This is a genomic window from Weissella paramesenteroides, assembly GCF_051903945.1.
Lineage (GTDB): Bacteria > Bacillota > Bacilli > Lactobacillales > Lactobacillaceae > Weissella > Weissella paramesenteroides_A.
The window spans coordinates 315,917-330,703 of sequence record NZ_CP192268.1 but is presented as its reverse complement, the minus strand read 5'-3'; the positions used below and the strand labels follow the sequence as shown (position 1 = coordinate 330,703).

Below are 14,787 nucleotides of genomic sequence, written 5' to 3'. Positions count from 1 at the left end.
TATGAAAATGCACACCGACCCAGTATGCTTTATAAATTAGATTGAATACGTGCCATATAATTTGGTAAAGCATCTGCTATAAATGATGGCTTTACAACATAACTATGACTGGCCATTTCTTGTGCAATCATCGAATGCGCATAGACCGCTGCCTCTACTGCCTTTAAATGGTTATTTTTGAACTGACCAACAAATCCGCCGATCGTACCCGCTAATACATCTCCCATACCACCAGTTGCTTGATAAGCACCACCAATCATTAATTGACGGAGTTCATTTTGTGCGTAAATTAAAGTATGATGCTGTTTCAACACTAAAACATCTAAATTCAAAATTTGACGTTGGACTTCATTTAACTGGTGCTCCGTTTGATAATTTAGCTGAATACCACTCAAACGCTCCCACTCCATTTGATGAGGTGTCGCAATTGTATAAGGTTGACGTGGAAACATTAAATGATTTTCGGCCATAATGGTTAATGCTGAACCATCAACCACTAAAATTTGTTGTTGCGTAACCATCGCGAATACGCGTTTAACTAAATTAACCGCCTGTTGGTCCGTTCCCAAACCTGGTCCAATAACAATCACATCACTTTTTTCAATATTTTTGACCACCTGGTCACTATCTTGCCAGTCGACAAACATCGCTTCTGGTGTACGTGCATGCAAAGCCGTTAAATTCGTCCGATCTGTTGCAACTGTTGTTAATCCGGCACCAGCACCAATGCTTGCCTGACTAGCCATTAAAATAGCACCACCAAATTGCACACTTCCCCCAATCAGTAGCACACGACCGTAGTCCCCTTTATGGCTTTGATCAGGTCGCCTTAAAATAACTTCATGTAAAATATCTGATTTTAATTCACTAACCATAGTGATTCTCCAGTTTTTCCTAAAATAATGCTTATACCTTGCCATGTCATGGTATAAAAACTTGTTTATTATTCTATTTCATATTACTATTCTAACATCTATTGCACAAATACATGAAAGACATGAAAATAGAGTGAGAATAAAATTTGGAGGCTAATTATGCTTAACATCGCCTATGTTGGATTTGGAAAAAGTACTAATCGTTACCATATACCTTATGTCCGTCAACGCCCTGATAAATTTCGTATTGGTCGTATCGTTGCGCCTCATATTAATAAACGGCCAGATGATCGAAATGCCCTTGAAAAAAATGGCACCGTCTTTTCGACAAATATACAGGATATTATTGCTGATAAGACATTAGATTTAGTCATTGTTGTTACACCAGCGCCAACTCATTTTGCAGTCGTTCGACAGTTATTACTAGCTGGCAAAAATGTCTTGGTTGATAAACCGGTAGTTGCAACAGCACAAGAAGCGACAGAACTGATTGATCTTGCGAATAAAAATGGTCTATTTTTTATGCCATTCCAAAATCGACGCTTTGATAGTGACTTCTTAACCTTACAGCACGTTCTTAATACTGGTTATGTCGGTCGTCCTATTGAACTTGAACTACACATGGATCATTATCGACCAAACGATGCCAAATCAACCGGTAGCGCAATGGAAACAACCTGGTTTGACCATGGTGCTCATTTAGTTGATCAAATCGTCTCTTTATTTGGTGCACCACAGGCCGTAACTTATGATTTAAGAGCGACACGTGATTTATCAGCAACTCTATCCGATCAATTTGAGGCTAATTTATTTTATAACGATGCTTTTAAGGCAACCATTCAGTCAAGTGAAACGACTGTTACCCACTATCCAAAGTGGATTCTTCATGGCACCAAGGGTTCATATATCAAGAACAACATTGACCAACAAGAATACGACCTAAAAGCCGGTATCATGCCAGGAGACCTTGGCTTTGGTCAAGATGCACCACAAGACTATGGTAAGGTTACCTACTACAATCAAAATAATGATCGTTTAGAAAAGTTTGTGCCGTCGATTTTAGGTGACTATGGTTCGGTCTATGACTCAGTTTTTGAAACAATCGTTAATAAAAAACCAAAATTAGTGTCAGATGAACAATTATTGACCACCATGCAGATACTAGAAGCTGGCATAGCCGACGTTAATCCGCATATTGTTTATTTTAATCATTAATTATGGTGCTAAATATTTGTAACCGTTTTCAAGTCGTGTTATTATAATGGTGTACCAAAGGAAAGGTAGGTAGATGATTTGAAAAATGATTTCTTTTCAACCTCAAACATCGCTTTAGCTACTGAAATCCATATGGGCGTGTCACAGTAATGATGCAAGATATTACTAGTATCAAATTTTGAATGATAAACATTAAGTCATGAATTGACAATCTTGCAGTCATTAGCATCGGTTTCTTCAATAACGAACGATATCTCTTCGTAGGGTGAAAACATGTTTGTTGATTTGGAGGCTGCTCCCGACACGGTTCGCTTTTTAAACGGATAAATGTGGATGAGTAGTAGTTGCGAGCAAGATGTATTTGATGGTTTCGGTAATACTAGCGACAGTCGCTTAAATCTGCAGATTAAGCCTCTAGATATTACCATTACAATTGAATATAGGGTAGCAAATTCAAGTGCTCCCCTTGTTGTATCCTATGGGTATAGCAGAAGTAACCGCGGGTCAACGTACCGGCGGTTTTTTAATGCAGAGCTGATGAGCTACCGTTTTGGAGTCCAAAATAAGTGATCAATTTGGCACGCTGCCGAAGCGACTGCGTAGGCGTGTGACATATTGATTGCTTATTTTTGACGAACTGGTAGCTCATCGCGTTTATGCAGAGCGTGACAACAAGCGCCTAGCGTTCCGGTATAAGACCTGTTTTGTGCCCTGGCGCTGTAAGCGGCTGGGTCAAAATTGGGCTTATATGAGGAATGCTGCTTGTTGGAGCGCGTTTATGCAGAGCTGATAAATTTTTGTTTTTGGAAGTGAATATAGGGCCTAAGGACAATAGAAAAAGTCGAGGATTTCCAATGTAAATCAGAAAACTTCGACTTCATCTTTATCTTTAATTATTCATCCGATACTCTTGTAAGAGCCCTTCGCGTACACCCGACGATGAAAAAATAACTTTATTTGAGCCTGTACGTTTAATTAGTTCTACCAACGGTAATAAGCCACTAATCATAATATCTGCACGATTAGCTTCTAGTCCTAATAATGCCTCTCGTTCTGCTCTAGTCATCTTTACTAGTTTTTCATAAGTTGCAAGCACTGCTGCCGTAGTCATTTCATACCCATGAAAATCTGAGTCAGCAGCTAGCCCATGTTGGACGCGATCTAATCTAGCCAAAGACCGATTAGCACCACCTAACAAAATAACTGGTAAAGTTACCGTATCATCTAACCAAGGTAATTTAAAGTATTGATCGTTCACATACTTCGTTGCTTTAGCAATCGCATCAGGTGAGACCACACCATCAACGTTCAACTTGAACTTTTCAGACAAATTGACCGCACCAAATGGTAGACTCATCATATTCGTGGCCATGCGTTCTTCAATGCCAACTAATTCAACACTCGCTCCGCCAGTATCCAATAACCAAGCATCAGAAATATCCAAAGCTGATACTGCTCCTAAATAATCATAATAAGCCTCTTGATCGCCCGTTAACACGCGAATTTCGACACCAACTGCCCGAAAAACCTTGTCTAAGAATTCAGCTTGATTTTCTGCTTCACGAACCGCAGCAGTTGCAATACCAACTACTGTCACATCATCAAACATCATATAATCTTGCTGAAATTCTAACAGCGCATCAACAACACGGGTCATCGCCGCATCTGTCAACTCACCATCATTATCATCCATGCCTTCAGCCAAACGTGTATCTAATTTGCGCCGGCGTAATTCAACAAAATTTCCATCCTCTTGTAGTTCCTCAACCACCATGCGGGTTGAGTTGGAACCCAAGTCAATGACTGCCAAATAACTCATTTAATGCTCCTTCAAGGTATCAATAATCATTAACCCCAGTAATCAACACCCATTGCATGGCGAACCTCTGCCATAGTCTGTTGACCAACAACACGGGCTTTTTCAGATCCCGTCTTCACAATATCCAAAACAGCCGCTTTATCTGCTGCAAATTGTGCGCGACGTTCCCGAATTGGTGCTAACTCTTTGTTCAATACTTCAAACAAATATTTTTTAATCTTCATATCACCTAATCCACCAGCTTCATATTGTGCCTTCAGATCAGCAACATATGCCTTATCTTCGTCAAAAATATCAAGGTAGGTAAATACCATATTTCCTTCAACATGACCTGGATCTGCCAAACGTACATGAGTTGGATCGGTATACATTGACTTTACTTTAGCCCAAAGTGTATCTTCATCATCACTTAAGTAAATAGCGTTTCCCAAAGACTTTGACATTTTCGCGTTACCATCTAGACCTGGGATACGACCTTGTCCTTCTGGTGGAAAAATACCTTCGGGTTCCACCAAAATATCAGTATTATAGTATCGGTTAAATGTACGAACTAATTCACGTGTCTGTTCCAGCATTGGCTTTTGATCATCCCCAACTGGTACGACTTGTCCTTTGAACAAAGCAATATCAGCAGCTTGTGAGACTGGATAAATAAAGAAGCCAGTTGGGATACTTTCACCAAACCCTTTTTGTTGAATTTCAGCCTTAACAGTCGGATTACGTTGTACACGTGCCACTGACACCAAATTCAAAAAGTATTCCGTCAATTCAGATAACTCTGGTACAGCAGATTGCACAAAAATCGTTGTCTTTGCTGGGTCAATCCCAACTGCTAAATAGTCCAAAACAACTTCCAAAAGAGAGTTTTGAATTTTTTCAGGATTTCGTGCATTATCGGTAAATGCTTGTTTATCAGCCACCATAATGTAAGGATCATATTGGCCAGAGTTTTGCATTTCAACACGGTTTTTCAATGATCCGACATAATGCCCAATATGTAGTTTACCGGTTGGGCGATCACCAGTTAACAAAACTTTCTTTTCAGTCATATTTTTCTTCTTTCTATTGTGACCACATCACAAAATCAAATTCGTCAAAATCAATTGTAAAAGTTTTTGTGGACGATAACAAGCGCTTAGTAAGTTATTATACAATTGTTTATTTTTCAAGCGTTTCATTCACTCGAGTGATTAACCCCGAAACACGCCCAATGCTGACTAAACTAAGGGCATGCATCGCACGCGATGCTAGTGTATATAGCAATCCTGTCGCTTGGTCATCTGGATAATTTTCCTGTGACACGTCATAGCCGATGACAGCATCAAACTCCAAACCTTTTGCCAAATAAATTGGCATAACTAACACATTAGACATCCGTGAGCGGTCCGTTGCATGTAGCAATTGTACTGTTTCTGGATAATTGCGTAAAGCATCAACTACTTTTACAGACTGCGTTGCAGTTTTAGTCAGTATCGCAACCGTTTGGAACTTCTGCCGTAATCGGGTCACTTCATTTGTCAAAACCGCACTAACATCCTTGGTTGTTGTTTGAATAAGTTTTGGTTTCTCACCATGTCTTGTAAAAGTCATAATGTCCTCACCATCCGGCAGTAATGCCTTAGCAAAATTCATAATTTCTTGTGTCGAACGGTACGCTTTATTCAGTTTAATCAAGGTTGGACGCTTGGCAACAAATGCTTGTGCGTATTTATCAAGTAACGCTTGTGGTGTCTCAACAGCACGAAACAAAGCTTGTTCAGAATCACCTAACACCGTAAATTTTGCCCGTGGGAAAGCATGTTTTAGATACAACAATTGTGATAATGCATAATCTTGCATTTCATCCACAAATACATATGACATTGCTTGATTCGTACCACCACTGGTCAAAGCATCCCGCAAAAATAACAGTGGTGCGGCATCCTCTAAATCAATGCGATGGTATTCTAACTGCCTTGCAAATCGATCGCGTTTCATTTCCCACCAATCAAGATGTTCAGTATCCTGCTCACCCATGTATGCCAAAAATGACACATATTGTTCATAAATGTCAAGAAAGAAACTGTTATATAAGGCATCATCAATAATCTGCCAGTGTTTCGTTAAATAACGTTTAGCCACCAATGAAATGACATCATTAACATTCTCTGCTGCCAGTGTTTCCTCGATGTCTTCATCACCAAGCAAATCTTGATACTCTTGATCCATCAAGTTGTCTAATTCTTCAAGTACCCAATCCGCATCTTGCAACTGGTCAATTCGATCCGTCAACACTTGTAGAAAATGTTTTTGAACCATGTCAATTCGTTCACGTATCGAATAATTCACAGACAACGTTGCCATATAATCAGCCAAGTCTTCTGCACTAAAGAAGACTTTATCTTCATAGTAAATATCAACAAAATGTAGCTCATTCGTTCGTAATTGTGCAACATAATTTTGGATAAATTTTACAATATCGGCACTTTCAAGTACTTCTCGAATACTTTGACTAGCCTGTCCAATCATCTGTTGTTCTTGCTCATAACGATCAAATAATGTCTGTACTGTTAATCCTTGTAGACGAGCACTAAAAAACTCAGCTAATGTTACTTGACGCATATTGCGTTCACCTAATGATGGTAAAACATCGGCGATATAACTCGAAAAAAGGCGATTTGGTGAAAAAAGCACAATTTGATCAGAATTAAGTGCTTCACGTGCATGAAAAAGCAAAAAGGCAATTCTTTGTAAAATTGCTGATGTTTTACCAGAACCTGCAACGCCTTGTACGACTAACAAATCACTTGTCGTGTCACGAATAATTTGATTTTGTTCCTTTTGGATAGTTGCCACAATATTGCGCATCACTTCATCATTTTGTTGTCCCAAGGCAAATTGCAACATCTCATCACCAACAGTTTCATTAGTATCAAACATGTTGGTAATCTTAGCTTCACTAATAACAAACTGTCTTTTCTTTTTTAAATCAACAATTTGCTCGCCATTTGGTGTCGGATAACTAACTTGTCCCAGTGTCCCATTATAATAAACACCACTAATTGGTGCCCGCCAATCATAAATTAAAAAATCACCTTGGTCATCTTGCAGAGATGCTAATCCAATGTAGAGCGTTTCTGGCAAATTATCTTCGACAATATCTACCCGTCCAAAATATGGATTTGGTCGTAGCATTGTTAGTGTGTCAACTGCCTTCGCCATAATATTCTCAGTTTCCGTAACACGAGCCACGATGTTTCGTTGTTGCTGAATCTCAGCATTTGTCTCCATCGCGTCATCAATTTCAACGGTATTAATTGACGTGTTGGCAATATAGTTACTTTCAACAGCTCGAGTTTCAGAGTGGGCCTTTGTATATGCTTCCCTTGCTTCTAACAATTGTTGATCTATTTTTTGTACGACTGTATCTAATCTTCTTTGTTCAGCAGCTTGTTCTTGATGCATGTTTTTCCCTCCCTCTCAACAAATTTTACTCATAAAAACAGGTGAGGTTGGGACAAAAAAATGTTCCAACCTCTTTACTAAAATTGTATGAATTATACTAAGCCAAGACTAATAAATAATGCTTGATCTATTTTAACAACTAATTCTGCTGGCACTGTCCCTATTTTATCCTGTAGACGACGTTTATCCAGCGTTCTAATCTGTTCTAACAGAATAACAGAATCTTTGCCAATTCCTGTATCCACAGACTCAGCTGGTAAACCAACATGCGTTGGTAACTTAGGTTTTGCTATTTTAGCAGTAATTGGCGCCACAATCACAGTTGGTGAGTGCTGATTGCCAACATTATTTTGCACAATAACAACTGGACGTTGACCACCTTGTTCCGATCCAACCACGGGTGATAAATCAGCAAAAAAAATATCACCACGTTTAATATCATTTTTAATAGCCATATATCTCTCTTTACTTTACTAATTTTCGTGGCAAGCGCGTTGATAAGCTTGTCGCAATTTCATAAGGAATCGTATTTAAGCGCTCAGCCAAGTCTACCAACGTAATTTCTTCATCACCAACCTTACCAATTAAAGTAATAACTGTGCCGACTGGCATTTCTTCTGGTAAGCGCACCATTAATTGATCCATCGCAATACGTCCAATTATTTCAACATGACGACCATCTGGCAGCAGTCCATACATGCCCTGCAATTGACGTGCATAGCCATCTGCATAACCAAGTGGTAGTGTACCAATCCACTCTGGTTGCTTAGTTTGATACGTTGCACCATAGGAAATAGACGTACCAGCTTCTGTTTGTTTTACATGAACAAGTTCCGCTTTCAACGTCAATGCTGGTGTCAATTGATTTGCCATTAATTCCTTACCAGAAGGATTAAACCCATACATCGCAGCACCAACCCGGATTGCATCCCGACTTGGTTGTTCATGCCATAATGCTGTCGCTGAATTTGCTAAGTGGTACCAGATATTCTGAGGCAATGGTAAATCATCAACAAGCTCATGCCAAGTTTGAACTTGTTTTTGATAATATGCTTCGTCTTTTTCATCAGCTGTTGCAAAGTGCATGCCGATTCCTTTAAGAATTAGTTGATCAGTTTGGTTAATTTTTTGAACAACTCGTTGTAATTCGTCATGGTGACGAATACCAATTCTTCCCATACCAGTATCAACCCCAATAGAAATAGCTAATGATGCTTGAGGTGATACTTTATTAATTGCCGCATTTAACCAGGCTTCACTCGTTACCACAGGTATTAACTGATATTTCACTAAATCATCAACATACGTAACAGGTGTTACACCTAATATAAAAATTGGTTCCAATATTCCATAACGGCGCAGCCAAATCCCCTCATCAATGGTTGCCACACCAAATCCATCAACATTGGCATGTTTAGCAGCTGTTAAAATTTGTGCCATCCCATGGCCATAGGCATTGGCTTTAACAATTGCAATAAAATGGTGTGCACCTGTTAGTTCACGAATCACAGCAATATTTTTTTGAATCGCACGCTCTGAAATTTCGATCCAAGCAGGTCGTCTGGTACTAATAATCGCCAGATCATCAATATTTCGTTGATCAGCTGCTTTGGTTGCGGATGAGGACATCTCCTCTAAAATAACAGAACTATGAACACTATCACCTGTATGTGATATAGAAATATGTACAATAACTTGGTCTTGCTTAGGATGCTTGACCATTATTGGCTGACCAGAGTCATTGGGTAAAATCTCAATATCTTGCCAATGTGCTTGCGAACCAATACCAGTTCCAATCGCTTTGCTATAGGCTTCTTTTATTGAGAACCTGCCTGCTAAAAATTCTTGGCGATGCTTACCTTTTCTTGCATCATAAACCGCACGTTCTGCTGGCGTCAGAATAACATCTACAAAGCCAGGACGCCGTTCAGCAACCGCACTAACCTGACTAATAATCTGCGCATCAATTCCATGTCCAACAATCATGTACATACCTCCCAAAATATTATATTCATTATACCCTCTATAACCCATCAATGTTTGACTATTTTTTTATTTAATAAATACAAAACCGAGGCTACGCTATAAATCGCCCATTATATATCAAAAGAGACATCAATCTACCAATTTAAAGTTGGAAGATTGATGCCTCTTAGATATGTTACACAAGACTGATGTCTTGATATAACAACAATGGCACTATTATTCATTTCAGACTAATAAGCCATTCATACTTAATTAGTCGTTATTTTTAATCACAAAATTACGTGATTGACGGCGTGGTGCACCTGAATGTCCACGTTGTGAACGATCACCTGATCCAGTACGTGAACCACGATCGTATGAACGTCGCTCGCGTTGCCCACGGTTACCACGATAACCACCATTACGTGAGCCATCACGACGGCCACGGTAGCCACCACCACGACGTGAACCACCGAAGTTACCATGCTTGTGTGGTAATGGACGTTCGTGTGACAACTTAAATTCAGCATCCATCTGCTCAACGTTAGCAACAGCACCTAATAAGGCAGCTGCTAATGCCTTTGCATCATATTGTTCTACCAATTGGTCAACTTGCTCTGAATTAGCAACACCAGCAGTGGCCTTAACAATATCAGAAATTGAATCAGTTGCAACACTCATACGACCAGCCAAAGCTTCTTCACGAGTGTAAGGCTTCAATGGTTGCATGCGCTTCTTAGTTAGCTTTTCAATATCCTTTAAGTAATCCATTTCTGAATTACTTACAAAGGTTACAGAATTACCGTGTGCACCGGCACGTCCAGTACGGCCAATACGGTGAACATATGATTCTGAATCTTGTGGAATATCAAAGTTATAAACGTATGTGACCCCTGAGATATCTAGTCCACGAGCCGCAACATCTGTCGCAACCAAAATCTTAATTTCACGATTCTTAAATTGCTTCAATACTTGAGTACGTTTCTGTTGTGTCAAATCACCGTGAATACCAGCGGCCTTGAAGCCACGTAATGTTAATCCACGAGTCAATTCATCAACACGACGCTTTGTACGACCAAACATGATTGCTAATTCTGGTTGTTGAACATCCAAAATACGTGTTAGGACATCAAATTTTTCAAAATCACGGACACGAACGTAATATTGATCAACCAAGTCAGTTGTTAATTCCTTAGCTGCAATTTGAATGTGCTCAGGCTCTGTCATAAATTGCACACCAATTCGCTTAATTGCTGGTGGCATTGTTGCTGAAAATAGCAACGTTTGACGTTCATCAGGCACAGCCTTCAAAATTGACTCAATATCTTCTAAGAATCCCATGTTCAACATTTCATCAGCTTCGTCCAAAACTAATGTCTTAACATGTGATAAATTGATTGTGCCACGACGAATGTGGTCAATCAAACGGCCAGGTGTTCCAACAACAATATGAGCACCGTGGTTTAATCCGTTAATTTGACGACGAATATCTGCACCACCAAAAACGGCTTGTACACGAACATGCTTATCACGTCCTAATTTAAATAATTCTTCTTGTGTTTGAATGGCTAATTCACGGGTTGGTGAAACAACCAATGCCTGCACATCCTTATTTTCATTGTCAATCATTTCTAAGATTGGCAATCCAAACGCTGCTGTTTTTCCAGTTCCTGTTTGTGCTTGACCAATAACGTCTTTACCAGCCATAGTCAAAGGAATTGTCTTTTCCTGGATCGGCGTTGCTTCTACATAGCCATGCTTTTCGATGGCTGTTAACAGGTCTTGCGTAAGACCTAACTCTGAAAACTTCAAAATTTTTCCTCCGGTAACGATTGCCGCAACAATCGTTCTTCAATATCGCGAACTTATCAACATAATAACAAACTAGACACAATCCGGCGTCCATACTGCGTTTATCATTAGTAATCGTCCTTTATTTTCGTAACTTATCTAGTTTATCCTGATAATAAGTAATTAGCAACCATTAAGACTGGCTTTTCTCAAGTATTTGCAAAAAAAAATGCAAAAAACAAAATGTGTACGCTTTCATTAGACTACAGCCTAATTTTTGCACAACATTTTATTTTTTACATTCTAAGTTGGTTTATTCTTCTGCAATCTGAATGTCAGCATTCAACATCGTTAATTTATGAACAATGTGGTCATAACCACGTAAAACATGTTCCGCATTAATAACTTCAGTGATACCATCAGCCATCAATCCAGTTGCAACCAATGAAGCTCCTGCGCGAATCTCAGCAGCAGACACTCGTGCACCGTGGAAGTTGCTTGATTTTGTCACATTAATTTGACCATAGACATCATTCGATATATCAACGCCAAGTTTCTGTAGTTCTGGTATATGACGTGTCCGTTCAGGATAAATCGTCTCTTGAATGACACTCGTACCGCTAGCCAAAGTTAAGAGTGGTGTAACTGGTTGCTGCAAATCAGTTGCAAATCCAGGGAAAGGCGCCGTCTTAATATGAATTGGACTCAAATTAACTGACTTTGGTACGTAAATACTGTCCTCACGTACCTCTAACTCAACACCCATTTCTAATAATTTGGCTGTAAATGACTCTAAATGTTCTGGAATCACATTTTTAACCAGCACACCATCTCCTTGTGCAGCTGCCAAGGCAAGATATGTACCAGCCTCAATACGATCTGGAATAATCGTATGGGTATTTTTAGATTCTAACTTTTTTACACCAGTAATACGAATAACATCAGTTCCAGCACCACGAATTTGAGCACCCATATTGTTCAAAAAGGTTGCTAAATCAATGATTTCTGGCTCGCGAGCAGCATTCTCCAGAACCGTTGTTCCTTCAGCATGAACAGCCGCCATAATAATATTCATCGTAGCCCCTACTGAGACAACATCCAAAAAAATACGAGCCGCTTTTAGTCCATTTTCCGCGTTAATATATACGGTATCATTTTCTTCATGAACAGTGGCTCCCAAAGCTTCGAAACCTTTGATATGTTGATCAATTGGTCGTGGACCAATATTGTCACCACCTGGGAATGTCACGGTTGCTCGTCCAAACCGGCCTAATAATGATCCCATAAAATAATAAGAGGCTCTTAATGACTTAATTGCTGTTGATGGTAACTCTGACTCAACGATGTTAATTGGATCAATCATCAATTCGCCGCCTCTAAATGTAGAGGTGACATTCATTGAATTCAAAATTGCCTGCAAATTATAAACATCTAAGATATCGGGTACACTATCAAATTTCACGGGTGTTTCAGCTAAAATTGCTGCAGGAATTAGCGCAACAGTAGAATTTTTTGCACCACCAATGGTTACTTCACCACTGAGCCGTCGTCCACCATGGATTACCAACTTCTTCATTTTATCAATCCTTTTAGAGTTACTACTCTATCATCCTTCATTAAGGTCCATTCATTCAAAATTTTTCATTGTTATCAATCATTCGACTATCGCCAAACAATAATGGTCAGATACCATTGCTAACAATATACTTAAATAAGTTTACAGTAGTTACAATTAAATTACAAGAAGATGTCTTTTATTTATCTTTTTACAAAAAGCAAACACAAAAAAGTAATAAAATATTCAAAAATAACTACATAAACTATTATAACAACTGAATACTATAATAACCTAAAAAAATGACTGATAATTAAATTTATCAATCATTTTTACGTGTCCAAAAAGATTGAATCCTTATTCAACACCTGAATTCAAAATTTATTTTACTCAACACTTTTTAAAATTATTTTTCTTTATGTGCCAAAGCAGCTTTAACAAATCCAGCATACAATGGTTCTGGACGATTTGGCCGTGACGTTAACTCTGGATGATATTGTGCTGCCACAAAGAAATCGTTAGCAGGTATTTCAACAATTTCCATCAAACTTTGATCAGGTGAAGTACCCGCAAAGACCATACCAGCATCCTCAAATTCTTGACGATATGTCGTATTGAATTCATAGCGATGACGGTGACGACCTTGAATTTCTGATTGACCACCATACAACTTTTGTGTTAGGCTGCCTTCCTTCAATGAAGCTGGATACAATCCTAAACGCATGGTACCACCACGATTTGTAATTTCCTTCTGATCATTCATTAATGCGATAACTGGTGTATCTGTATTTTCATCCAACTCAATAGAATTAGCATTAGCATGTCCCAAAACATGACGAGCAAATTCTACTGTCGCTAATTGCATACCCAAGCAAACACCAAGGAATGGTAAGTTATTTTCACGAGCATACTGAATGGCAGCGATTTTACCTTCGGTTCCTCGCGAACCAAATCCACCAGGAACAATGACACCGTCAGCATCAGCCAGAATTTCTGCAACATTTTCTGCCGTTACTTTTTCAGAATTTACTGCATTGATATCAACGTCAGCATCTACCGCATAGCCACCTGAACGCAAGGCTTCATTCACTGAAATATAGGCATCTTGTAAATCAGCATACTTACCAACAAGTGTGATTTTGATTTTCTTCTTAAGATTACGAATCTTATCAATCATGCCACGCCATTCTGTAAGGTCCGCAGCCGGTGCAGAAAGTCCCAAACGCTTCAAAATCACATCATCCATCCCCTGCTTTTGCATGTTCAAGACAACTTCATACAAAATATCAACGTCTAATGATTCGATAACCGCTTCCGGTGCCACATCAGTAAACAATGCTAATTTATCACGCATACTTTGCGTAATATGTTGCTCCGTACGAACAACTAACATATCCGGTTGAATTCCTAATGAACGCAATTCAGCAACTGAATGTTGCGTAGGTTTTGTCTTCATCTCACCTGCAGCACGCAAATATGGAATCAATGAGGTGTGAATGTAGGCGACATTTTCAGGACCTACTTCTCGCTTCATTTGACGCAAGGCTTCAATAAATGGCAATGATTCAATGTCTCCAACCGTTCCACCAACTTCAGTAATAACGATGTCTGCATTCTTCGTTTCAGCTGCACGCATCATCTTTTCTTTCAATGCATTCGTAATATGTGGAATGACTTGGACTGTTGCGCCATCATAATCGCCTCGACGTTCCTTTGCAAGAACTTCTGAATACACACGTCCAGATGTGACGTTTGAATATTTATTTAGGTCAATATCAATGAATCGTTCATAATGTCCCAAATCTAAATCTGTTTCCAAACCATCCTCAGTAACAAACGTTTCACCGTGTTGGTATGGTGACATTGTCCCTGGGTCAATGTTGATGTAGGGATCAAATTTTTGTACCGCAATTTTAAAACCACGATTCTTTAATAACCGTCCTAGTGAAGCTGCAACAATACCTTTTCCCAATGATGAAACCACACCACCAGTAACAAAGATGTATTTAGCCGTCATATAAATATATCCTCCGAGTTCTGTGCCAATGCCAATAAAAATAAAAAACTCCCAATGCTTATAGTAGCGTTGGGAGCATTAATCAACTTTGATTACGCCTTGTAAT

General features: G+C 39.1%; 10 protein-coding genes. 1 reads left to right on the top strand and 9 read right to left on the bottom strand.

All coding sequences use genetic code 11. From position 1 onward, the window contains the following. Positions 1-29 precede the first annotated feature (29 nt). Positions 30-875: an NAD(P)H-hydrate dehydratase gene (locus ACQ4QH_RS01540; RefSeq protein ID WP_439819037.1), complete on the bottom strand. Its 846-nt coding sequence runs from the start codon at positions 873-875 to the stop codon at positions 30-32. A 159-nt stretch (positions 876-1,034) separates the two neighbouring features. Between ACQ4QH_RS01540 and ACQ4QH_RS01535 the strand changes: the two genes are divergently transcribed. Continuing rightward, positions 1,035-2,090: a Gfo/Idh/MocA family oxidoreductase gene (locus tag ACQ4QH_RS01535; protein ID WP_439819036.1), complete on the top strand. Its 1,056-nt coding sequence runs from the start codon at positions 1,035-1,037 to the stop codon at positions 2,088-2,090. 889 nt (positions 2,091-2,979) lie between these two features. On the opposite strand, the gene ACQ4QH_RS01530 is transcribed toward ACQ4QH_RS01535, so the two are convergent. The 8 genes from ACQ4QH_RS01530 to ACQ4QH_RS01495 all read right to left on the bottom strand — a co-directional run bounded on the left by ACQ4QH_RS01530 (position 2,980) and on the right by ACQ4QH_RS01495 (position 14,681). Beyond that, positions 2,980-3,909 (bottom strand): Ppx/GppA phosphatase family protein, encoded by a 930-nt coding sequence (locus ACQ4QH_RS01530; RefSeq protein ID WP_439819035.1) that lies wholly within the window; start codon positions 3,907-3,909, stop codon positions 2,980-2,982. Between the two features lie 29 nt (positions 3,910-3,938). Continuing rightward, positions 3,939-4,958, bottom strand: coding sequence for a tryptophan--tRNA ligase (trpS, locus tag ACQ4QH_RS01525; protein ID WP_439819034.1), 1,020 nt, complete (start codon positions 4,956-4,958; stop codon positions 3,939-3,941). 109 nt (positions 4,959-5,067) lie between these two features. Then, a complete protein-coding gene (gene helD, locus ACQ4QH_RS01520; RefSeq protein WP_439819033.1) occupies positions 5,068-7,353 on the bottom strand; it encodes an RNA polymerase recycling motor HelD in 2,286 nt (761 codons plus the stop codon). Positions 7,354-7,445: 92 nt separating this feature from the next. Next, entirely contained in the window at positions 7,446-7,808 is a 363-nt protein-coding gene (locus ACQ4QH_RS01515) for a type II toxin-antitoxin system PemK/MazF family toxin (protein WP_439819032.1), read from the bottom strand. Between the two features lie 10 nt (positions 7,809-7,818). Beyond that, positions 7,819-9,339: an alanine racemase gene (gene alr, locus ACQ4QH_RS01510; RefSeq protein ID WP_439819031.1), complete on the bottom strand. Its 1,521-nt coding sequence runs from the start codon at positions 9,337-9,339 to the stop codon at positions 7,819-7,821. A 252-nt stretch (positions 9,340-9,591) separates the two neighbouring features. Beyond that, entirely contained in the window at positions 9,592-11,130 is a 1,539-nt protein-coding gene (locus tag ACQ4QH_RS01505) for a DEAD/DEAH box helicase (protein WP_439819030.1), read from the bottom strand. Positions 11,131-11,422: 292 nt separating this feature from the next. Further along, positions 11,423-12,685 carry a UDP-N-acetylglucosamine 1-carboxyvinyltransferase gene (locus ACQ4QH_RS01500; protein WP_439819029.1) on the bottom strand — a complete coding sequence of 421 codons (1,263 nt, stop codon included), beginning with the start codon at positions 12,683-12,685 and terminating at the stop codon, positions 11,423-11,425. Positions 12,686-13,070: 385 nt separating this feature from the next. Then, complete coding sequence (locus ACQ4QH_RS01495; RefSeq protein WP_439819028.1) at positions 13,071-14,681, bottom strand: CTP synthase; 1,611 nt, start codon at positions 14,679-14,681, stop codon at positions 13,071-13,073. Positions 14,682-14,787: the final 106 nt, after the last annotated feature.